Genomic DNA, 23,072 nt, shown 5'->3' with positions numbered 1-23,072 from the left:
CAGGGTTTATTTGATATGCCTACTTTTATAAAATCTATAAAAGATAATAAAAACTATATGGAAAGACCGCATTTTATATAAAAATATATCTTAAGTTGATGGATGTGTGGCGAGACCCCTAGAAGGAGTTTACTCTACGTAATACTCGTGATAAATCAATGTAATAATATTTACAAGTAAAATTGAATCAATTGGATGAGAAGAAAAATTATTGGAATCATCGGGCAATAAAATAACTTCATCTACATAGTTTAATTTTTTTACCTCTGAATTGATTGTAACAACATATATTTTAGGACGTTTTTTTTCAATTGATGGGATTATGTTCGACAAGTATTCTCGGACATAATTTCCTGAAATAGAAAAAATGATAATCAATGAATCCTCTCCACATTCTTGGATAAACTCAACTTGTTTTCTCGGATCAAGCCTAGTATCGATGATTTTTTTACATCTAAAAAAGTTATTTTGTAACAATAAAGCGACCGTTTCCATATGCATTGCCCCAAAGGTTACAACGTTTTCATATTTATGTATGTCTTGTACCAACTTTTCCAATATTGACATATCAATAAACTGTTTGAAATTATTGATATTTTGAATAACAGAATCAATATATCGATGTAAAACCGGCCCCTCTGTATTAATAGAGGAAAAATCATAATTAGGTTCTGTTGCACTATCACTATCATTGATCATTTCTCGTAATTCAGCAAAGGTATTTAATCCTATTTCTTTACAAAATCTACTGATAGTAGCTGTTGAAACATTTGTTTTCTCGGATAAACCTTTTATAGAAATATTCTTGATATTGTCCATGTTCTTTAAAATAAACTTTGCAATAATATAATATGGTGATCGAGTGTCTGTACGATTAAGAAAAGAGTATAAAGTGACTCCTATTCCATATGGTTTCATTAGTTGTGGCATTCCTTTTCCTCCAAATAATTAATAATATCATTTAGATTAAGTATACACTAGCCATCAAAAAATAGATAAATATCATTCATGGGCTCTGTTTTTAACTAATGCTGAAAAATACATAATTGAAGGTTCTGTTGCAAAATTTTTCGAGTGGAGCTAAACTGTAGGAAAAATAAGATGAGGAGAATAAGTCATGGGATGTTTTAAAGGAAAACAATTTAAAAAAGATATTATTTTAGTAGCTGTCGGCTACTATTGTCGTTTCCTTTTAAGCTATCGTGATGTTTCTGAGATCCTGAAAGAATGAGGAGTTTCCGTTCATCCTACAACCATTATGCATTGGGTCCATGAATAAACAAGGTTGTTTCATTATGCTCATTAGTACGCACATTAAACTTTTTTCCTATAGCTTCTAATGCACTAAAAAGCATTCTTTTATAGCCTAAATCCATAAAATCCACACTGATTTGACCATGATTCATAATAAATTGAAGATCAGCTATCATCTTTTTAACTTTCCGTTCCATGTAATAACCCCCTCAATAAAGTTATATAACTTATAATTATTTTTATAGAGGCGGTTGTAATATGGCTGTTAATAAAGACAAGTACACTCAAATTTTAGTTACTTTTACAAAAGAACAAGTAGAACAAATAGAAAATTATTGGCATGAAAATAAGTTGAAGAACCGAAACGAAGCAATTCGTCAGATCATAGACAAAGGATTAAGTCGTAAATAATGGCTACCCTTTTTATTTTTCCTAAAAAACCTAAAAACGTATTTAAATCCCCTCTTTCCCCTTATTCGTTCTTTGGATATAAAACACACATTGCAATGAATATTGCCATAGACACGACCATGATTATGATTATGATTGTTAAGTTAACTGCCAAAAGAATCCTTTTTATAAAGGGTTCTTTTGCTTTTACACCACTAACATCCAAGCATTCATGTATTCATTTATCTACCATTCCTTGTTTCTTAATAAAATAAGAATTTTGTTTAAATTCACCTTAATTTACATCTAGTTTTCTTAACATTCAAATTAACAACTGTATAATATAATTAAACTATTTGTATGAAAGGTGATTATTATGAACTGGAAACAAAAATACAATCCAAAGTATCTCTTTTACCACATGTATAGTTATATTTATAAAGCCCTTGATGATATATCATAGTCCTTAAAATAATTTATATTGTTATGAGTACACATTTTCTGTGTGCTCTTTTCACATTGCTATAAAATAACGCCTTTGTTATAAACTCATCGCTGATATGTCCAAAATGTAGTTTTATAGCGAAAAAATTACAACTGACTTACACAAGATTCAAATCATAATGAAGGAGTGTTTAAAGTGAAAGGACATATTCAAAAAAGAGGAACAAAATGGTGCATTGTTGTCGATATCAGGCCAGATCCGGAGACAGGTAAAAGAAGATAGAAATGATTTTCGGGATATAAAACGAAAAAAGAAGCTCAAGCAGATGTTGCGAAAAAAATTACTGAATCGAATGAGGGGACTTTCATTCAACCATCTAAAGTTACAGTAAAAACCTTTTTAAATGAATGGATTGAAGCTAAAAAAATTAATGTAAAGAAAAGTACCTATGATGAGTATAAAGGAATTATAAAAAATCACTTAATTCCTCATTCAGGTGAAATAAAGCTCAAAAAATCGAACGCTATGCACATTCAACGATTCTATAGCAAATTAAGTGAAGTTATGGCTGCAAATACGATTCATTTAGTTCATACAGTTCTAAGTACAGCCTTAAATCAAGCCATAAAATTTAAACTGATTCCATTTACCCCTGCAAGAATGGTAGAAAGTCCAAGAAAAGAAAAAATCTCATTCCAAGTGTGGGATGAGGAAGAGGTGAAGCACTTTATAAACGTATCTCAAAAATCACGATATCACATTGCTTATGTATTAGCAATCACTACAGGCATGCGTATGGGAAAAATCTTAGGTCTTCGCTGGCAAGATATTGATTTCAAAAACAAGACGATTTCAATCAATCATTATCTCACGACTGTAAATTAATTTTAGATACAAAAAGCCAAAAACTCTAAACGTCTAATTCCAATTGACAATGGAACTATAGAAGCACTACAAAAACATAAATTGCGTATAAACCAAGAAAAATTAAAAGCCGGACAAGCTTATCGCAATTTAGATTTTGTTGTCTGCTCTCAATTAGGCAATTTAGTATTTCGTTCACAATTCCATGTAAACTTTAAAACATATATTGAGAAGTCTGGATTAAAAATGATTCGTTTTCATGATCTACGTCATACGCATGCTACCTTATTATTGAAACAAGGTGTACATCCTAAAATTGTATCGGAACGTTTAGGTCATAAAGCTGTTTTCATTACTTTAAATAAGTACTCGCATATTTTACCTGGAGTACAAGAAGAAGCAGTAAAAACTCTCGGAAAAGCATCTTCAGATAGTCAATGGTTGCAAATCAATAAAAAACGCGGTTCCTTATTGTACAGAAACCGCGTTTTTTATTTTTTAAATATTAGTAAAGAGACATATACTGATCGCGTTCCCATTGATGGACTTGCGTGCGGAACATATCCCATTCAATCTCTTTCGCTTCGATGAAGTGTTCGAGTAAGTGTTCACCTAACGCTTTACATATCACTTCGTTAGATTGTAGTGTAAGTAATGCTTGCGCTAATGTTGCTGGTAAGTCAACGATACCTGCTTCTTCACGCTCTTCTTTTGTCATTACATAGATGTTGCGGTCTACTGCAGCTGGCGGAGTTAATTTGTTTTTAATTCCGTCAAGGCCTGCTGCTAATAATGTTGCCATTACTAGATATGGATTTGCAGCTGGGTCAACACTACGCACTTCAACACGTGTACTTATACCACGAGATGCCGGAATACGCACTAATGGGCTACGGTTTTGTGCAGACCATGCTACGTAACAAGGTGCTTCATATCCAGGTACTAAACGTTTGTAAGAGTTTACCGTTGGATTTGCTACCGCTGTAAATGCTGGCGCATGTTTTAAAATACCTGCAATAAAATGACGTGCATCATCACTTAATTGTAAGTCACCGTTTTGATCGTAAAATACGTTTTCTCCATTTTTAAATAAGGATAAGTTGCAGTGCATACCAGAACCATTTACTCCAAATAGTGGTTTTGGCATAAAGGTCGCGTGTAAACCGTGTTTACGAGCAATTGTTTTTACAACAAGTTTAAATGTTTGAATGTCATCACATGAACGGATTGCGCTTGCATATTTAAAATCAATTTCGTGTTGTCCTGGCGCAACTTCATGGTGAGATGCTTCAATTTCAAATCCCATTTCTTCAAGTTCAAGAACGATATCACGACGACAGTTTTCCCCTAAATCCATCGGCGCAAGGTCGAAGTATCCACCATTATCATTCAGTTCTAATGTTGGATTCCCTTTTTCATCAACTTTAAATAGGAAGAATTCTGGCTCTGGTCCAAGATTAAAGTCTGTAAAACCTAACGCTTCCATTTCTTTTAGGACACGTTTTAAGTTATTACGCGGGTCCCCTTCAAACGGAGTTCCATCAGCATTATAGATATCACAAATTAAACGAGCGACTTTCCCTTTTTCAGCAGTCCAAGGGAAGATTACCCAAGTATCTAAATCTGGATATAAATACATATCGGACTCCTCAATACGTACGAATCCTTCGATTGAAGATCCATCAAACATCATTTTGTTATCTAATGCTTTTGTTAATTGGCTTACTGGAATTTCTACGTTTTTAATTGTTCCTAAAAGATCTGTAAACTGCAAGCGGATGTATTTTACATTCTCTTCTTTCGCTAAACGAAAAATATCTTCTTTCGTATACTTTGCCATTATAAATTCCTCCTTAATCCCTCTAATCACCTTCAGAATCAGTAACCCTTAGTGAAAAAACCTCGAAATATCACCTTGTCGTAATGAAGTTCGATTGAATCGACCAGTATGTTGCAATTCATCTCGAAGAATTCTACGAAGCTCAGCTTTTGAAATTTCTTTTGTTTCTTCTTTTGTTTTCACTGCTTCTGTTTGATTTTCTTTCATTTGTAATACTTGTTTAACACCAGCCATGTTTAGCCCTTGATCTAACAAGTCTTTAATTTCCAACAACTTATCTACATCGTTAAATGAAAACAATCTACGATTTCCCTTTGTACGGGTTGGAGAAATCAAATTGTGTTCTTCATAGTAGCGAATTTGACGAGCAGATAGTTGTGTTAAATCCATTACAATTCCAATAGGAAACAGCGGGGCAGAACGTCTATCTTCTTTCATTGTTTCAGTTCCTCCTTCGCCTTAACTGTTTCTCATTTTATATTATGTTATGTTTGATGTCAATACATGTTAGCTTTTCTTACATGATTTTTTTGTAAATTTTTTATTCTTTTTTAAAATCGAAAAACAAACTAAAAAAGCTGCCGAAAAAATCGACAGCTTCCCCTCAAGAAATCGTTAATAAGTTTTTTTCAATTAGCGCATCAATTGCAGAACAAATCGCAATCTTAACATGAGAATATGTTAAACCACCTTGCACATAAGCAACATATGGCGGACGAATCGGACCATCTGCCGATAACTCAATACTCGCACCTTGAATAAACGTACCCGCAGCCATAATCACATCATCTTCATAACCAGGCATATAATTCGGATACGGTGTAAAGTGCGAATTAATAGGGGATGCATATTGAATCGCTTGACAAAACGCGATCATACGCTCTTTATCATCAAATTGAACAGATTGAATTAAATCCGTTCTCGGAGCATCCCAAGTTGGCGATGTATTCATCCCTAACCTTTGTAAAAAGGCCGCGGTAAAAATCGCTCCCTTTAGCGCTTGACCAGCAACGTGCGGCGCTAAGAAGAAGCCTTGATACATCTCTTGCAAACTATATAAAGACGCACCTGCTTCCGCTCCAATACCTGGAGATGTCAGGCGATAAGCGCAAGCTTCTACATATTCTTCTTTTCCGACAATATAGCCACCTGTTTTTACAATACCGCCGCCTGGATTTTTAATAAGAGAGCCAGCCATTAAGTCCGCGCCAACATGACATGGCTCTTGCTCTTCAATAAATTCACCGTAACAGTTGTCTACAAATACAACAACATCTGGTTTGATTTCCTTTACAAATGAAATCATTTCTTTCACTTCTGCAATTGTAAATGATGGACGAGTTGCATATCCTTTTGAACGCTGAATACCAATCATTTTTGTTTTTTCATGAATCGCAGCTTCCACTGCTTTAAAATCAACGCGCCCTTCACTTGTTAATGGAACTGCATTATATCCAATGTTATATTCTTTAAAAGAACCAACACCTTTACCACGTACACCAACAATCTCTTCTAACGTATCATATGGCTTTCCTGTAATATATAATAATTCATCACCTGGGCGTAATATACCAAATAAAGCTGTCGAAATTGCGTGCGTACCGGAAATAATTTGCGGACGAACAAGTCCAGCTTCCGCTCCAAATACATCTGCATACACTTTTTCTAACGTATCTCGCCCAATATCATCATAACCATACCCTGTTGTCGGGATAAAGTGTGAATCACTAATTTTATGTTTACGAAAACTTTCTAATACACGAAATTGATTGCTTTCAATTACTTCATCCACACGTTTATGTATGTCTTGAATTTGACTTTCTATTTCTTTTACAATTGGGGCAAGTTTTTCTCCATTTTTCAAACGATCAAACATGATGCTTCTATTCTCCTTTTCCCACTAAAAATCTTTGCAGTGATTCGTTGAGTGCAGAATGAGTAAATATATACCCTGTACACTCGTATAACAATTCAGTTTCTTTAAATACCATACTCGTTAATACCGTATCCGTTTTTAAAAGCGCCAACAACCTCCCCTCACTTGGAGGAATCTTAACTTTATACGGTTCCATCTCTTCAATCATTTTCTTTTCCACTGCCTGTTTTAAATTGAATAAGTCATTTTCTTGAAATGCACTTGTCATAAGAAAATCGCTTTTCGGAAATGGAATAAAATTTTGATGTAATTTGTCTTTCTTGTTATACACTGTAATAACCGGAATATGATCAATCCCAAGTTCCGTTAATAATTGTTTTACTGTTTGTTCATGCCCTGCATAATTCGGATCTGCAGCATCAACAACATGTAAAATCACATCAGCTTCGCCGGCCTCTTCCAAAGTCGAACGAAACGCGGCAACTAATGAAGTCGGTAAATCTTGAATAAATCCAACTGTATCAGTAAGCAATACCGTATAACTACAAGGTAATTGCATTTTTCTTGTCGTTGGATCTAACGTTGCAAACAGTAAATTTTCTTCGAATGTATCTGCTTCCGTTAATCTATTAAATAACGTAGACTTTCCGGCATTCGTATAACCAATTAATGCTACTTGGAATGTTTGATTATTTTTTCGTCGTTCGCGATATCTTTTTCGATGCTCTACAACGACTGCTAACTGCTTCTTAATTTCATCAATACGAGACCGAATATGTCTTCGATCTGTTTCCAGTTTCGTTTCACCTGGGCCTCGCGTACCAATTCCACCTCCAAGCCGTGATAACACTAATCCTTGTCCCATAAGACGCGGCATCATATATTGTAGCTGAGCCAGCTCAACTTGCAACTTCCCTTCTCTTGATTTTGCACGCTGAGCAAAAATATCTAATATGAGTTGCGTTCGATCAATGACTCTCGCATCTAAAACAGAAGATATATTACGAATTTGACTAGGTGTTAATTCATTATTAAATATAATAACATCCGGTTCTAATTCCTCTGAAAGCGTGACAAGTTCGTCTAATTTTCCTTTTCCAATATAAGTGGCTGGATGAAATTTCGGGCGCTTTTGTGTTGTGGAAAGAAGAACTTCTGCACGCGCCGTCTTTGCAAGTGAAGCAAGTTCTGTCATTGAATACATAAACCGTTCATCATCATCTTGTGGTAACTGACAACCAACTAATATGACTTTTTCTTTTTCTTCCATCAAATATATTCACTCATCCTTTTCGAATTTTAAGCCTTCTAATATAATAGCAGAGGAAGCACATTTCATCTAGTTAGCGGGGGAGAAAATTCATGGCATGGGAGATTTTTAGTATCATTGGTACAATCGCTTTTGCACTTAGCGGAGCAATTGTTGCAATGGAAGAAGATTATGATATTTTTGGGGTATATATTTTAGGAATGGCAACTGCATTTGGGGGAGGTGCCCTCCGCAATTTACTCATCGGCTATCCAATCGGCGCGTTTTGGCAACAAGATATGCTTTTTCAAATCGCGCTATTGTCAATGACAATTATTTTTTTATTTCCTAATAAATTAATTAAACATTGGAAAAGGTGGGAAAATATAACAGACTCTATCGGCTTATCTGCATTTGCAGTACAAGGTGCACTTTATGCACAAAAGCTTCATTTACCTATTAGTGCTACAATTGTTGCAGCTGTTTTAACAGGAATTGGCGGTGGTATCATTCGAGATTTACTAGCACGTCGTAAGCCTCTCGTCCTTCGTGCAGAGGTCTATGCTTTTTGGACGATTTTAGCAGGTTTTTTAATCGGCGCCAAAATAATCGTAAGTGACTGGGCTCTATATACATTGTTTATTTTCATTGTTTGCTTCCGTATGATTTCCATTCATTATAAATGGCACTTACCACATAGACGATTGGAAAATAAGGAGCGTTCCCTTCATAAATAGCAATCATACCTCTTTACTACGTAACGTAAAGAGGTTTTTTCTTTTCCATTGCTTTTTTCTCTTTAGAGTGCTCATACTAAATTTTAAAGAGAGGTGAATCTAATGACCAATCACGTAAACAAAGGAGCTCAAAAAAGCTCTGTTAATCAAATTGAACACGACCCTAATTCTGCGCATGAAAAAAGTTTGAAGATGGAGCGTTATCATAATGCCTATCAACGAAAAGCAAAAGAAAAATAGGAGGTTTTTTAATGGCTAAGGGAAATAACAAACGAAATCGCGGGCAAAGTAATAGTGTTAATCCACAAGGACTTGCATCAGATGCAGCAGATCAAAGTCCGAAAAGCAAATTAGAATACCGCGCAAAAACAAAAAATACGAAATAAAAAATAAACGCACAGTTTAGAGACTGTGCGTTTCCTCTTCAAGTGTTAAATCACTACTCGTTATCCCAATCAAATCACGTTTATCATACGCATCTTCTTGCAATAAACGCATCGCCTGTGTCCGAATGGATTTCTCCACAATATTCCGAACATATCGCCCATTGCTAAAAGATGTAATTTGGGATGAATATTTTACAGCATGTAAATGATCGCGGAACTTCCACTCCGCCTCTTTCGACAACTGATACTCTCGCTCATCATACATTCTTTTCCCAATTTCCAACAATTGATTTACTGTATAATCAGCAAACTCAATGATAAAAGGGAAACGCGATTGTAGACCTGGATTCAGAGAAAGAAAATGGTTCATTTCCCTTGAATATCCAGCTAAAATTAACACAAAACCATGTTGCTTATCTTCCATGTGCTTTACAAGTGTATCGATTGCTTCTTTCCCAAAATCCTTTTCTCCACCACGCGCTAACGAATATGCCTCATCAATAAACAAAATGCCACCCATCGCTTTTTTTATTAAATCTCTCGTTTTTTGTGCGGTATGTCCGATATATTCACCAACAAGATCAGCACGTTCTGCCTCAACTAGATGGCCCTTCGACAAAACATTCATCTCAAATAGCAATTTCCCAATCAATCTTGCAACGGTTGTTTTTCCTGTGCCAGGATTCCCTTTAAACAACATGTGTAGTACTTGTTTTTCTGATTTCAGTCCTGCTTCTTGCCTCTTTTTATTTACATAAATCCAAGCATAGATTTCTTTTATAATTTTTTTGATTTCTTCCATTCCAACAAGCTTTCCCATCTCCTCTTCAATCTTCTGTAGCATCTCATGTTTTGTAGCTGTTTCATTAGAAAGAAGCGCCTTATTTTCCGAAGCAGGTACTGAAAATTTTTTTCGGTGATTTAACACAATATTAATTTGATTATTATTTTTCTTTCGCATTGATTGTTCCATGTACTCACCTCTTTTTATCTACTTATCCAATAATACTATTCATATATTCACCTTATAAACGGCTATTTTCAGAAAAGTTTGCTATAATATAAGAAATAACTAGGGTGGTGGAACTATGGAAACAACAGAGCTCCATGATACAGTGCAAGCCTTTTCTACTTTTTTATTAAGTAAAGGTAGAAAGCCTTCAACCATTAAAAGGTACGTTTATGATATTGAAGATTTCGGACATTGGCTAAAAAAAAATAAAAGGCTTCCCTCTAGTAATATATGGTCCACACTTTGTACAAAAGACTATGAAGATTATTTTTATGATTTAAAAATGAAGCGACACTACTCCGAAAAAACAATGCACCGCGTATTTATCGTGTTGAACAGATTGTATCAATTTTTAAACCTACCAAATCCATTAAAAAATATGGAAATCGTCATTCAACCGAATCGAGCATTACGGGATGAAGATTTTATTTCACCCGAAGAAGAACAACGTTTAAAACGTATTGTTACTTCACTAGAGGGATTATCAGAAAAACAGCAATCCGTTCGTCCATTACTAATAGATCGTAATATTTCTATTTTAATTTTACTCATTGATTATGGCTTATCTTTACAAGAACTTGTATCACTAAATATGCATCATATTCATTTTGAAACAAACTCGATTTCTGTCCCTGCAGTTTCTGGGGTCGAAAGAACTATAATCTTAACTACCGACGATAAGAAACAGCTATACACTTATTATAAAAATATCCCTGAACCAGTTCGACCTAATTATCATAGCGATGATCCCTTTTTCATTGCATTTGATTTTAACCGTGGTACATATCGCTGGGTATATGAAAATGATGCACCGAAGGCACTGACTGAAATTGCAATTCAGAAAATGATTCGCCTTGAAGTAAAAAGAGCTAACTTACGTAAAGGTATTTCCAGCCAACATTTTCGAAATACATTTATTTTACGATTAATTAAACAACAAATACCTGAACAAGAAATCATAAAATTAGTCGGCTTTAAATCGAAAATTTCCTTAAAAAGATATTATCTCTATGCAACACAAACAGAAAATGCCTAAAAATAGGCATTTTCTTCATTTTTCCGGAAACAAGCCACTTTCACTAGTCCCGATTGTTTCCTGTTTGCATTTACTATTATGAATTCGTTCGTATCCCAAAAGAAAGGAGAAAAAAGAATGTCTTATTTTGATAGTCATGATAAACTACCTAAACCGTGTTTTCCTAATAATTCTGGACGCATCCCAATCTTAAGCTCCATCCCGATTTCTAAATCCCAACTTCGAACATTCCGAGCAATTATCTCCCATTTAACAAAAACCATCCCTAACCTATTCCTTAATCCTTCTCCATCGACCATTGAAGATTTTATAGATACATTATGCTTATTAAAAAAGTTTATTAAATGTTTAGAGACTTCTTCTTCTCAAAAAGCAATCGGACTTGCGATTATAAAAAATTTAATAACCATATTAGAAAATCCTACATTTGTTCCAGGCGCCGTATTTATTGAACTTCAAAACTTGGTCAACTATTTACTATACATCACTAAATTATTCCGATTAGATGATTGTATACTTGAATGCATCATTGATCAAATTGAAGAATTACAACTTATACTCATTGAATTTGCACCATTTGGAACAATTGGGCCTACGGGCGCTACTGGACCTACCGGCGCTACCGGACCTCAAGGGCCTCAAGGCGTTCAAGGACCTACAGGGGCCACTGGACCTCAAGGGCCTCAAGGCGTTCAAGGACCTACCGGCGCTACTGGACCTCAAGGACCTCAAGGGCCTCAAGGCATCCAAGGACCTACAGGGGCCACTGGACCTCAAGGGCCTCAAGGCATCCAAGGACCTACAGGGGCCACTGGACCTCAAGGGCCTCAAGGCATCCAAGGACCTACAGGGGCCACTGGACCTCAAGGGCCTCAGGGCATCCAAGGACCTACAGGTGCTACCGGACCTCAAGGGCCTCAGGGCATCCAAGGACCTACAGGTGCTACCGGACCTCAAGGGCCTCAGGGCGTTCAAGGACCTACAGGCGCTACTGGACCTCAAGGCGTTCAAGGACCTACAGGCGCTACTGGACCTCAAGGACCTCAAGGTATCCAAGGACCTACCGGCGCTACCGGACCTCAAGGGCCTCAAGGCATCCAAGGACCTACAGGGGCCACTGGACCTCAAGGGCCTCAAGGTATCCAAGGACCTACAGGCGCTACTGGACCTCAAGGGCCTCAGGGCATCCAAGGACCTACAGGCGCTACTGGACCTCAAGGGCCTCAAGGTATCCAAGGACCTACAGGCGCTACTGGACCTCAAGGGCCTACTGGGGCAACAGGAGCTAGCTTTCCAGTCGCAACAGCCGTTCTACAAAATTCTAACTCTCAAACTGTAGATTTAGGGGAAAATTTCGTCTTTAGCACAAGTTCTAACCTTAGAAATATTAATTTCAATGGGACTGACACACTTACTATTCTTGAAGATGGCGTTTATGTTATCAGTTTTTCAATTTCTATCACTGCACCTGCTTGCGCACCATTCGGAGTAGGTATTTCGCAAAACGGAGCTGTACCAAGTGATAATTTCTCTGGTAATGTAATTGGTTCTTCTCTTTCTTTCACAACAATTGAAACATTGACAGCCGGCACAAATATTACTGTTCAATCCACTCTAGGTGAAATCTCAATTCCTGCTACAGGCGATACTAACATCCGACTTACTATATTTAGAATCGCTTAACCTAAATCATGTTTCTTGTTATTTCCATGAAAGTGCAAGATAAATAAAAAAAGAGCGAGATTCTCGCTCTTTTTTGTTATGTACATTTATTTGCTATTCTAATTCAATTGCAACATTCTTTTGAGGCATAAATGTAGAAATAGCGTGTTTATAAATAAGCTGTTGCTTACCTTCTGTTTCCAATAAAACTGTAAAGTTATCAAACCCTTTAATTAATCCACGAAGCTGGAAACCATTTAATAAGTACAGCGTCACAAACGTATTTTCTTTACGTAGTTGATTTAAAAATTGATCTTGAATATTGATTGATTGCTTCATGTCGAATCCTCCTCTTTTTCTCTACTCAATTATTATTCGACTTTAGTTGGAGCTTTCCTTCTATATATCGCAAAATTTCTGCTGTTTTTTCACCATCTGTAACATCAAACCATGCTACATCCATTTTATTACGAAACCAAGTTAATTGACGTTTCGCATATCGACGTGAATTTGTTTTCAATTGCGATATCGCCTCTTCTAACGAGGTAGCTCCTGCAAAATAACGATATAACTCTTTATAACCAATTGCTTGAATAGATTGACAATCTCGTACACCATTTTGATATAAGCGTTTCACTTCTTGCTCTAACCCTTGTTCCATCATAAGATCAACACGTAAGTTGATGCGATCATATAGCATTGTACGATCCATTGTCAAGCCAATTAAGACAACATCATATAATAATTCATTTTTTTGTTTTTCAAGTTGCTCACTCATTTTTTTCCCGGTTGTCTGGAAAATTTCTAGCGCTCGAATCACACGCCTTACATTGTTAGCATGAATACGCTTTGCACTTTCTGGATCTACTTCTTCTAATTTTTTATGTACAAATTCTACCCCTTGTTCTTCAGCTAATTTTTCCATTCGTTCTCTATATGCAGTATCTCCTGCTTCATCTGTAAATTGATAATCATATAGAACAGATTGGATATAAAGACCCGTTCCACCAACAATAATCGGCAATTTCCCACGTTTTGTAATTTCTCGAATATGTCCGCGAACAAGCTCTTGAAATTCCGCTACAGAAAACGAATCTTCTGGATCCTTAATATCAATCATATAATGCGGAATCCCTTCCATTTCATCAGCTGTTACTTTAGCAGTCCCAATATCCATCGTACGATAAATTTGCATAGAGTCTCCACTAACAATTTCACCATTCAACGCTTTTGCAAGTTCAATGCTAAGCTTCGTCTTTCCTACAGCTGTCGGACCGATGATGACAACAACTTTCTCACGTTGCTTTTCTTCCATATATTTCAACTCTCTTTATGTAATGTACTCCGTCATTATATCCAATCTTACCAATATTAACTGTTAAAATGCAAGTTCTTTCAATTCGGTAAATGAAATTATATTAATAAAACTCTTACAATAGACATAATTTCTCCACTTCTTCATATATATGATAAAAAAATATGATCGGAGAGGATAGCATGAATGTAAGACAAGCCCCTATTGATTTTTCAAAATTAACAAACGAACTTATTCTTGCTATATCAACAAAAGAAAAAGATTGTACCAAGGAAGAATTATATTTTGCGTTAAACTGTCTGCTTCGTTCCTTTCATACAGTAATTGATAAAGATTCATTATCATCCAATTCACTACAATATATACAGAATCAATTTTGTAGCATGTATAAAATTATTACTGGTCGAACTATATATCCCTTTTAACATACAAAAAACCTGTCAGGAAATTCCTAACAGGTTTTTTCATGATATACTATTTTATAATTTTCACTTTCACATGCTTACGTCCCCATTGGTTAGCAGTTCCATCAGAGCCAACTAACACATCAATACGGTTACCTTTAATTGCACCGCCAGTATCACCAGCAATCGCTTCTCCATACCCTTCTACCCACACTTTTGATCCTAACGGAATCACATTCGGATCAACAGCAATCACTTTCATATTCGGATTGGCTGTTAAATCATGACCCATTGCTGTTAATACTCGACCGCCATATGTACCATTTTCACTTGGATGAGCTGTATATGCTGTAGCTTCAACCGTTAGTTCACGTCCACCTGAAGGTTCACTTGTAGTTTTCGGTTTTGATTGCACTACCTGTGTCTGCTTTTTTTCTTGTACTACCGGTTTTGATTGTACGACTTGCGCCTTTGTTTGCACTTGTTTTACTGGTGCTTTTTCCTTTACAGGTGTTACAACTTTTACAGGCGCTTTTTCTGTTAAGAAAGAAGCATAAACATAAGCTGTTTTTCCATTATAATGAAATTGTAGCCAACCATTTTGTATTTGATTCGTTGTTTCAATCAAATCATCTTTCTTTAGCGTACCGAGAATTTCTGAACTCGCACTCATTCCTGCACGTACGTTCAATGCATTTGCAGTTACATAATACATATTTTTCGTAAACGCTGCGCTTACGAATACATCCTTACCATTCCATTTAATTTGTGACCATCCATTTTCTGTATTTACAACATGTAGTTCATGACCTTTTAACACTTTTCCTACAACTGTTGATTCCACAGTTGGTTCTTCTCGTACATTGAGTACATCTGTTGTTACAACTGTTTCCGCTTTAGCCGAAGAATCATAAATTCCAAAACCAAAAAACGCCGCTATTGCTATACCAACTATTTTTTTCATGAATAGCCTCCATTCGCTTTGTTTTTGTGTCCTCATTATAACAACAGATTTTTTTTAATGAAGAAAATCACACAATTACAAACGATTCGTAACAAATTATTAATAGTCTGTAATATACATTTGAATATAAAAAATTACCTTTCTACCTTGATTCACATCACTTTTAATAGATTTCTATTCTATTTCTATACATATTTTTTTACATGAAACAAAATAATATTACCTTTTTATTACAAATTAAAAAGGTAATATTACATATACCGTTATAAAAAAGAACGGCTACCTACTAGATAGCCGTTCTTTACATTTTTTATTGTATTTTCTTTTTCCATATTCCCATCATAAGAGCAGAAATCATAGATCCAATTGCAATAGACAGAATATATAACAGGGGCTTATTCACTAACATAATAACAAATAAGCCACCATGAGGAGCGGGCAATGTAATATGAAATAACATCGATAATGCACCAGCCATACTTGAACCAACTACACAACTTACAATAACACGAATTGGATCTGCAGCTGCAAACGGAATTGCACCTTCCGTAATAAACGATGCTCCCATAATGTAATTAGTAAGCCCTGATTTACGCTCTGCCTCTGTATATTTTGCTTTAAAAATTGTTGTCGCAAGTGCAATTGCAAGCGGAGGAACCATTCCCCCAGCCATAACAGCTGAATGTATCCCAGAGTTCCCAGCTTCAATTGCTGCGATTCCGAATGTAAATGCAGCTTTATTAATTGGACCACCCATATCAATAGCCATCATACCACCTAAAATAAGCCCTAGTAAGATAGCATTTGTTCCACCTAAACTATTTAACCAATTTGTTAAAACTTCATTCAGCGCAACTACAGGTGGGTTTACAACTTTCGTCATCAAAATTCCTGTAATTAATAGTCCAAAGACTGGATATAGTAAAACTGGCTTAATCCCTTCTAACTGAACTGGTAAATTCGCAAATGCCTTTTTCAAACCAAGAACAACATATCCTGCTAAAAAACCCGCAATTAGTCCACCAAGAAAACCAGCATTTGCTTGTGCTGCTAGAAATCCACCGACAATCCCTGGCATAAATCCAGGACGATCAGCAATAGAACTCGCAATAAATCCTGCTAATATTGGAACGAGAAATAGAAACGCACCCGTTTTCCCGCCGCCAATACTCATTAACATCTCTGCTATAGGTCCTTCCGCTTTAATTCCTCCAAAGGAAAACGCTAATGCAATTAATATACCGCCGCCAACTACAAACGGTAACATATTGCTTACGCCATTCATTAAGTGCTTATATATACCAAATCCTTGTTCTTCTTCCGTCTTTTCAGCGTTTCTACTATCTTTTACTCCTTGGAAAACCGGTGCATCTTGTTTAATCGCACGTTGAATGAGTTGTTCTGATTTCCGAATTCCATCTGCAACCGGCACTTGTATTACATATTTTCCAGTGAAACGATTCATTTCCACTTGTTTATCAGCTGCAACAATAATAGCTGTTGCTCGCTCAATATCTTCTTTTGTTAAAGCATTTTTAACACCTGTTGAGCCGTTTGTTTCTACTTTTATCGCAATCCCTAACTCCGCTGCTTTTGCTTTCAAACTATCTGCAGCCATATATGTGTGAGCGATACCAGTCGGACAAGCAGTTACTGCCAATACATATGGTTCATCTTTCTTAAGTTTCACATTCTCAACATGCTCTTCTTTTTCATTCTCTTTCTCATCGAATAAACGAAGAAGTTCCTCTTGACTTGTCGCTTCTAATAGTTGTTTTCGAAATTCTTCATCCATTAATAACGTAGATAAACGGGATAAAGTTTCTAAGTGTGTATTATTCGCCCCTTCACTTGCAGCAATCATAAAAAACAAGTGTGCAGGTTGTCCATCAAGAGATTCATAATTGATACCGCTTACACTTCTTCCAAAACAAATGGCAGGTTCTTTAACTGCTTTTGTTTTCGCATGCGGGATTGCAATCCCTTCTCCAATTCCTGTTGTACTTTGTGCCTCTCGCTTTAAAATGGCTTCTTTAAATTCCGCTTGACTATTTAACCTTCCTGCTTTCTCCAACCGTTCTACTAATTCATCAATGACAGCTTCTTTATCTGAAGCTGTCAAATCCATAATAATGGTATCTTTTTTTAGCAATTCTGTAATTTTCATATACTGTTCCCCCTATCGTTTTGTAACGTTTACTTGCGATAATAATGTTTCTACCTTGTCTTTCGTACATAAGTCTGCTGAGAACGCGGTTGCACTTCCTGTTGCAACACCATATTGAAATGCTTTTATTATATCTTTTGTTTGTTCATATATTCCTACAAACCCTGCAACAAGAGAGTCTCCTGCTCCAACGGAATTCACAACTTGTCCTTTCGGTACAGTTGCCTCATACACACCATCATTTGTAAACAATAATGCGCCCTCTCCTGCCATAGAAACAATAACATTTTGTACACCTTGTGCAATTAATTTCTTTCCATACGGAAGGATGTCTTCTACAGTTGAAAGTTCCTTTCCAAACAATTCACCAAGTTCATAATGATTTGGCTTCAATAGAAAAGGGTTATTTTTCATAACATGCTTTAAAGCACTACCACTTGTATCAACAACTACTTGAATACCACGTTCTTCTCCATACATCGCTATTTGTTCATAGAAATTTTTAGGAATAGAGGACGGAATGCTTCCAGCCAATACAACAAAATCCCCCGCTCGCATCTTTTCAAACTTCTTCATAAGCTGCTGAAACTGCTCTTCTGTAATTATTGGACCTTGGCCATTTAATTCCGTTTCTTCTTTTCCTTTTATTTTCACATTGATTCTTGAATCTCCATCTACTTGAACAAAATCAGTATTAATATCTTCACTTTTCAATACACTTTTAATGAATTCTCCTGTAAATCCTCCTGTAAAACCAAGAGCAATATTTTGAACACCAAGACGATGGAGTACGCGTGATACATTAATTCCTTTTCCTCCGGGGAATTTCATATCTTTTTCCGCTCTGTTCACAGTTCCTAACATAAAGGGCTCTACTTGAACAACATAATCAATAGATGGATTTAATGTCACTGTATAGATCATGATTTATCAACCTCAATCACATTCGTTTTTTTCCTATATTCTTCTATCTCTTCTAGTGCGTTAGTAATCATTTTCGCATCTTCAATATTAGCAATCTTAGCAAACGCAACTTCGGAAAACTTACTTTCATCAACTAAAAAATATCCTTCATTCGCTAATGTTAATGCCATTTTTTTTAGTAGTGCTTCCTCTGGATCTGGCGTTGTATATCCAAGTTGTTCATGCACACCATTTGCTCCTAAGAAACATTTATCAAATCGATATTTCTGCATACTTTCTTGTGCCATTGCACCAATTAAAGCTTTTGTTTGACTTTTCATCATTCCACCAAGCAAATATGCACGAATATGATTTTCAACTAAAGCCTCTATATGCATCAATCCATTTGTGACAACTGTCACATCCTTATTTATTAAATATGGAATCATTTCAAACGTTGTACTCCCTGCATCTAAATAAATACAATCACCCTTTTCAACTAAAGAAGCTGCCAAACTAGCAATCGCTCGTTTTTCTTGAATGTTTTTGGTTGATTTTTCAACCATTGTAGGCTCTTGACCTTTTCCCGATAACACGGAAGCTCCACCATGCACTCTTTTTAATAAGCGTTGTTTTTCTAGCTGTGCTAAATCACGACGAATAGTTGATTCCGAACTTTTTGTCCTTTCTACTAACTCCTGCAATTTCACAACATTATATTCCTTCACAAGCTTTAAAATAAGCTGATGACGTTCAGGCGTTAACATATCATTCACCTCTTCTTTGATTACAGTATAATAAAAACCCTCACACAAATCAACCAAAAACATTCAAACTCATCCAAAAACAACCTTCTCGGAATACATCAAGAAGGTCACTATATGTTTCTATCTTCCTCCATATACGAGAAGAACCGTTTCCTTAAATAATGGAATTTCATTTCTCAATTCATCTAATTGCCCCCTTGACCAATATAAGCTGCATTAGATTACGAAATTTTTGCATACCGTTTTTTCTTGTTATTCAGAAATATTCACTGTCCATAAAAAAAATCTCAGCCTTTTTAATAGCTGAGATTTTTGATTAATAATAAGGTGAAATCATTAAGTACACAATAACACCAGAAAGACTTACATATAACCAGATTGGCATCGTCCAACGCACAATTTTACGATGGCGTGTTAACTGGTTTGTAAAACCGAACACAAGTGAGAATAAAGCGAGCGGTACGATAATGGCCGCGAGAAAAATATGTGTAATTAAAATAAAGAAATATACATATTTAATGACACCTTCTCCTCCAAAATGTGTTGCTGGTGCTAAGTAATGATACGTTAAATACGATACACAAAATAACAAAGTTGTCGTAAATGCCGCAAGTATAAAACCGCGATGCATTTTTACATTTTTCTTAATAATGGAGAATAATCCCGCCAATAAGAAAACAAATGTAAAGCTGTTAAAAATCGCATTTAACATCGGTAAGATCGTTACATCAAAATGTACTTCTCCCTTATAACCTACAGGTCCAAAAAATAAAAATAAAATAATCGCATTAACAATTATAGAAAGCGTTATCACAATGGAAGCATAGCTTTTCTGATTTGTTGAATGACCCGCCAATTTGTTCACTCCCTCTTCTTTTCCATATGTATCATGAACTTCACTATTTTAACATATTATGCATAGTGAAAATGTGACAATACTTTGACACAAACAAGTTCAAAAAAGAAAAAATCCTCCTTAATTCTCTTTCTTAAGAAGGATTGTATCGCTTATGAGTTGAAATAGCAATGCGATTAGTTTTTCTTAAAAAACATATCGCTATACGCTTGAAAAATTTCAGACACTTGATATCCCATTAATAAAATGGCTGTTGCTGAAAAGAAACCGATCATAAGAAATCGAAACCACATGTAAATCTCCTCCTTATATTTAAGCTTATAAAGCATGCGCTATATGACAAGGGGGATCATCACAGTCTTCTTCTTCGCTTTCCTTTTTCTTTACAACCGCTGTGATAAAGCGAATCATAAAGAATAGGATAAACGGCAATTCCTGATTATACATATGGATATTTTTGAAAATCGGCTCCTGCTGTAAATCCGACAGGGATGAGAAAGAATAGAACATACGATGCTCTTCCATATATAAAAGAACCATCTTCATACAAAACAATATTCCCAGAAAGGAAATAACATCTTGCCAATCTGTCGTATATAACATGTTATAGAGCTCTAATACGTACTCTTCCATCATCACCCCTCCTTCTTTTCAACTATTTTCCTTATATCTACATAAAAAGTCAAGAAAATTGCTTCATATCTACTATGAAAATATTGTTTTTATATCCTCCAACTGTACTTCTTGTTTTTGCAACAATTGCACTCTTAGCTCTACAAACATCTTTTGTTTCATTTGATACCTTTGAGCATATTTTGAATGCATTTTATAATCAATCTGTTGCAACACATATCCTTCAATCCAAAGCTTACCTGCTTTCATTTTATTTACATATTTGTGTGCCCTAAGTTTTTCTTTTGGAATAAATCCACTGCTCGTTACAACAATATTCTTTGAGATTCCTCTTATTTCTACCTTCCCAGGAAATATTACCATTTCTTCTAAAGCTAATTCTATTTTATAATCTCCTAACAGAACAGGCAGCCTTGTTGCGAGAAAAGAAAGATTTTTTTCTTCATTTTCTTTTGGTGGGACAATTTGATGTAGAGAAGTTAAAGACGATTGTTGCATCTTTCCTGTATTTATATTGTTTGTAGTAAAATCATTGCCAACTTCTATAAGAGATCGGTCTTCTACAATTTTTGTAGATTTCAAATAGCAATGCGGCTGTTCATTATATTGTTGGATCGTCATTACTAATCGTGAATCTCTTTCATTGGATATTTGATTTTTATATACAAACATTTCTTCATTAACCACATTTATAATGGGAGGCATAAGAAAATCTTTTATATCCCTCATAATCGAAAAAGGAGTTTTAACAAATTTAGAGTATCTCTCACAACCTGGATACATCTCTTTATCTGCAAATTGAATAACTTTATATACAGCATTTTGCTTAGAAATGATGTTACTCATCTCTTCATAATTCATCCATGGTTTATTCATCATGTATCACTTCCTAACTGATGAATGAAATCGCCTCTTTATAATTATGTATATATTTATTGTCAACGTTATATATGCCCTCTCTGCAAAAAAGGACATTCTCTTTTCACAAAAAAGAGGATGTCCTTTTTCATTATAACCCTGTTACTTGTACTTGCTGTGTTTGTAATACTTTCACAGTAAGGTCTAAAACGATTTTTTCTCGAAGCTCTGTGAACACCTCATTCAAATTAGTTGGGCGAGGTGAATAATCCAGTTCAAAGAAAGCCGCACTAATTAATTCACAATATGGTTGTTCATTATAAAAAACAGTATTTTCAAAGTAGTATTTGTCCAATCGCGACAAATCTCCATTATGAGGGTTGATAAAGCGAGAAGTAGCTTCAGACGAAGATGCGATAATAGGCCGTGTCAAAAAATCTGCTTCTGTTAAATCAGCAAAACCAGCAAACGGAATGTGTGCGATTCTATCAAGTAATGCCGCATTACAATCACCAGAAGCATATTCAATATTTTTTCGAATGTAACCTTCTACAAATAGTTTCGCTCTTGTCACTTGACGAAAATTAGTACCAGGAATAGGAGTAAACGCTACTGGTACTAATTTACATTGTGTTAAAAATGCATTTTTTAACACACGCTTAATCTCCGATGCTGCTGGCTCTAATGGAACATTCGCTTCAACGACAATTTGAAGTGTTCTTTCCGCTAATACAACTGGAACTTTTACAATCGGTGTTCCTGGAGTAAGGATAGGCGTTGCACCGACATCTGACAGTGGAACTCTATTTTGCCCTGTCACTTCGCAAGGTACTTCAATTGGACATGGATCTTCATTTTGAAAATTACTCATACTGATTCTCTCCTTTGTATCTGTTTAACCATAAGACTGGCTATACTACCAATATATGTATTTTTTCTAGTCATGCATGGGTTAATAGCATGGTCACTTTTATCAAATTCGTTAGTAGAATAGTTTCATGAGCCATATCCTTACTCTCTATTTTCTTCAATTGGGGTGCCAAAAATAACTATGCATGTTCTCATACTTATCGAACATACTTTCATACACTTCATAATCTAAAATAATGTTAGTTACGACTTTAAAAACTTTTCTCTATTTATATTCATAACCTACTTTCTTTATATCTCAGCATTTGAAAGTTTGCTAAAACATATTGTCTTGTTATAAGGAAAACTCAGTTTAGTAGATGTTATCCGATATGTTAAGGTAGACTCATAATCGGTGGGGATGAAGCCCCACCGATTAAACATTCACTTGTATGATTTTATAGAAAATTGCGTAAAACAGGATTCTCTCCTCCTTTTTTACTATTCTAACGCAATTGACAAATTTATACATATTTTATAACATATTGAATGACATCTTTCTTATTCAACAATTGGTTCTATACCACAACACATAATCATTATGA

24 protein-coding genes and 2 pseudogenes are annotated in these 23,072 nt (G+C 35.4%); 9 read left to right on the top strand and 17 right to left on the bottom strand.

The genetic code is table 11. The annotated features are described in order from the left end of the window. Positions 1–129: 129 nt before the first annotated feature. Positions 130–930: a MurR/RpiR family transcriptional regulator gene (locus MR059_RS18415; protein ID WP_210351738.1), complete on the bottom strand. Its 801-nt coding sequence runs from the start codon at positions 928–930 to the stop codon at positions 130–132. 187 nt (positions 931–1,117) lie between these two features. On the opposite strand from MR059_RS18415, the pseudogene MR059_RS18410 reads away from it, so the two are divergent. Continuing rightward, positions 1,118–1,228 (top strand): annotated as a pseudogene (locus MR059_RS18410) (IS6 family transposase); the annotation flags it as partial. A 28-nt stretch (positions 1,229–1,256) separates the two neighbouring features. On the opposite strand, the gene MR059_RS18405 reads toward MR059_RS18410, so the two are convergent. Continuing rightward, positions 1,257–1,451, bottom strand: a complete 195-nt coding sequence (locus tag MR059_RS18405; RefSeq protein WP_210351739.1) for a hypothetical protein — start codon at positions 1,449–1,451, stop codon at positions 1,257–1,259. Positions 1,452–1,512: 61 nt separating this feature from the next. Here MR059_RS18405 and MR059_RS18400 point away from each other — a divergent pair, with 61 nt between their 5' ends. Both MR059_RS18400 and MR059_RS18395 read left to right on the top strand, forming a co-directional pair. Further along, complete coding sequence (locus MR059_RS18400) at positions 1,513–1,665, top strand: ribbon-helix-helix domain-containing protein (RefSeq protein WP_016090832.1); 153 nt, start codon at positions 1,513–1,515, stop codon at positions 1,663–1,665. Between the two features lie 763 nt (positions 1,666–2,428). Next, a pseudogene (locus tag MR059_RS18395) lies at positions 2,429–3,544 on the top strand (tyrosine-type recombinase/integrase). On the opposite strand, the gene glnA reads toward MR059_RS18395, so the two are convergent. The 4 genes from glnA to hflX all read right to left on the bottom strand — a co-directional run bounded on the left by glnA (position 3,459) and on the right by hflX (position 7,939). Then, on the bottom strand, positions 3,459–4,793 hold the full coding sequence (gene glnA, locus MR059_RS18390; protein WP_012094816.1) for a type I glutamate--ammonia ligase: 1,335 nt from the start codon (positions 4,791–4,793) through the stop codon (positions 3,459–3,461). The pseudogene MR059_RS18395 and the gene glnA sit on opposite strands and share 86 nt — an antisense overlap. A gap of 48 nt (positions 4,794–4,841) precedes the next feature. Continuing rightward, positions 4,842–5,231, bottom strand: a complete 390-nt coding sequence (glnR, locus tag MR059_RS18385; protein WP_012094817.1) for a transcriptional repressor GlnR — start codon at positions 5,229–5,231, stop codon at positions 4,842–4,844. A gap of 166 nt (positions 5,232–5,397) precedes the next feature. After that, a complete protein-coding gene (locus MR059_RS18380) occupies positions 5,398–6,669 on the bottom strand; it encodes a methionine gamma-lyase family protein (protein WP_012094818.1) in 1,272 nt (423 codons plus the stop codon). 7 nt (positions 6,670–6,676) lie between these two features. After that, the gene (gene hflX, locus MR059_RS18375; protein ID WP_242161934.1) at positions 6,677–7,939 is read right to left on the bottom strand and encodes a GTPase HflX; all 1,263 of its coding nucleotides are present in this window, start codon (positions 7,937–7,939) and stop codon (positions 6,677–6,679) included. Between the two features lie 92 nt (positions 7,940–8,031). Between hflX and MR059_RS18370 the strand changes: the two genes are divergently transcribed. The 3 genes from MR059_RS18370 to MR059_RS21875 all read left to right on the top strand — a co-directional run bounded on the left by MR059_RS18370 (position 8,032) and on the right by MR059_RS21875 (position 9,041). Continuing rightward, positions 8,032–8,655 carry a trimeric intracellular cation channel family protein gene (locus tag MR059_RS18370; RefSeq protein ID WP_012094820.1) on the top strand — a complete coding sequence of 208 codons (624 nt, stop codon included), beginning with the start codon at positions 8,032–8,034 and terminating at the stop codon, positions 8,653–8,655. A 102-nt stretch (positions 8,656–8,757) separates the two neighbouring features. Beyond that, complete coding sequence (locus MR059_RS18365; protein ID WP_012094821.1) at positions 8,758–8,895, top strand: hypothetical protein; 138 nt, start codon at positions 8,758–8,760, stop codon at positions 8,893–8,895. An 11-nt stretch (positions 8,896–8,906) separates the two neighbouring features. After that, on the top strand, positions 8,907–9,041 hold the full coding sequence (locus MR059_RS21875) for a hypothetical protein (protein WP_255815853.1): 135 nt from the start codon (positions 8,907–8,909) through the stop codon (positions 9,039–9,041). A gap of 16 nt (positions 9,042–9,057) precedes the next feature. On the opposite strand, the gene spoVK is transcribed toward MR059_RS21875, so the two are convergent. Beyond that, entirely contained in the window at positions 9,058–10,014 is a 957-nt protein-coding gene (spoVK, locus tag MR059_RS18360) for a stage V sporulation protein K (RefSeq protein ID WP_012094822.1), read from the bottom strand. A gap of 115 nt (positions 10,015–10,129) precedes the next feature. Here spoVK and MR059_RS18355 point away from each other — a divergent pair, with 115 nt between their 5' ends. Together MR059_RS18355 and MR059_RS18350 are read left to right on the top strand one after the other, a co-directional pair. Beyond that, entirely contained in the window at positions 10,130–11,089 is a 960-nt protein-coding gene (locus MR059_RS18355; RefSeq protein WP_012094823.1) for a tyrosine-type recombinase/integrase, read from the top strand. Positions 11,090–11,206: 117 nt separating this feature from the next. Further along, on the top strand, positions 11,207–12,772 hold the full coding sequence (locus MR059_RS18350; protein WP_242161935.1) for a Gly-Xaa-Xaa repeat protein: 1,566 nt from the start codon (positions 11,207–11,209) through the stop codon (positions 12,770–12,772). A gap of 93 nt (positions 12,773–12,865) precedes the next feature. Here MR059_RS18350 and hfq read toward each other — a convergent pair whose 3' ends face one another. Further along, complete coding sequence (hfq, locus tag MR059_RS18345) at positions 12,866–13,090, bottom strand: RNA chaperone Hfq (RefSeq protein ID WP_012094825.1); 225 nt, start codon at positions 13,088–13,090, stop codon at positions 12,866–12,868. Positions 13,091–13,115: 25 nt separating this feature from the next. After that, entirely contained in the window at positions 13,116–14,066 is a 951-nt protein-coding gene (gene miaA, locus MR059_RS18340; protein WP_012094826.1) for a tRNA (adenosine(37)-N6)-dimethylallyltransferase MiaA, read from the bottom strand. Between the two features lie 182 nt (positions 14,067–14,248). Between miaA and MR059_RS18335 the strand changes: the two genes are divergently transcribed. Then, positions 14,249–14,491, top strand: a complete 243-nt coding sequence (locus tag MR059_RS18335) for a hypothetical protein (RefSeq protein WP_012094827.1) — start codon at positions 14,249–14,251, stop codon at positions 14,489–14,491. 49 nt (positions 14,492–14,540) lie between these two features. Here MR059_RS18335 and MR059_RS18330 read toward each other — a convergent pair whose 3' ends face one another. The 8 genes from MR059_RS18330 to MR059_RS18295 all read right to left on the bottom strand — a co-directional run bounded on the left by MR059_RS18330 (position 14,541) and on the right by MR059_RS18295 (position 22,489). After that, complete coding sequence (locus tag MR059_RS18330) at positions 14,541–15,434, bottom strand: 3D domain-containing protein (protein WP_012094828.1); 894 nt, start codon at positions 15,432–15,434, stop codon at positions 14,541–14,543. Positions 15,435–15,744: 310 nt separating this feature from the next. Further along, positions 15,745–17,601 (bottom strand): PTS fructose transporter subunit IIABC, encoded by a 1,857-nt coding sequence (locus MR059_RS18325; RefSeq protein WP_087095213.1) that lies wholly within the window; start codon positions 17,599–17,601, stop codon positions 15,745–15,747. A 12-nt stretch (positions 17,602–17,613) separates the two neighbouring features. Further along, positions 17,614–18,525: a 1-phosphofructokinase gene (gene pfkB / locus MR059_RS18320; protein WP_242161933.1), complete on the bottom strand. Its 912-nt coding sequence runs from the start codon at positions 18,523–18,525 to the stop codon at positions 17,614–17,616. Next, on the bottom strand, positions 18,522–19,271 hold the full coding sequence (locus tag MR059_RS18315; RefSeq protein WP_012094831.1) for a DeoR/GlpR family DNA-binding transcription regulator: 750 nt from the start codon (positions 19,269–19,271) through the stop codon (positions 18,522–18,524). The genes pfkB and MR059_RS18315 overlap by 4 nt, the downstream gene beginning before the upstream one ends. 316 nt (positions 19,272–19,587) lie before the next feature. Beyond that, entirely contained in the window at positions 19,588–20,127 is a 540-nt protein-coding gene (locus MR059_RS18310) for a DUF420 domain-containing protein (RefSeq protein WP_012094832.1), read from the bottom strand. 318 nt (positions 20,128–20,445) lie between these two features. After that, the gene (locus MR059_RS18305) at positions 20,446–20,763 is read right to left on the bottom strand and encodes a hypothetical protein (RefSeq protein WP_081428391.1); all 318 of its coding nucleotides are present in this window, start codon (positions 20,761–20,763) and stop codon (positions 20,446–20,448) included. 69 nt (positions 20,764–20,832) lie between these two features. Beyond that, on the bottom strand, positions 20,833–21,636 hold the full coding sequence (locus tag MR059_RS18300) for a DUF7852 domain-containing protein (RefSeq protein WP_235436416.1): 804 nt from the start codon (positions 21,634–21,636) through the stop codon (positions 20,833–20,835). A gap of 133 nt (positions 21,637–21,769) precedes the next feature. After that, positions 21,770–22,489 carry a CsxC family protein gene (locus MR059_RS18295; protein ID WP_087095218.1) on the bottom strand — a complete coding sequence of 240 codons (720 nt, stop codon included), beginning with the start codon at positions 22,487–22,489 and terminating at the stop codon, positions 21,770–21,772. Between the last annotated feature and the right edge of the window lie 583 nt (positions 22,490–23,072).

Origin of the sequence: Bacillus cereus group sp. BfR-BA-01522 (assembly GCF_022662635.1) — a bacterium.
Lineage (GTDB): Bacteria > Bacillota > Bacilli > Bacillales > Bacillaceae_G > Bacillus_A > Bacillus_A cytotoxicus.
This window is presented reverse-complemented; position numbering and strand designations above follow the sequence as displayed.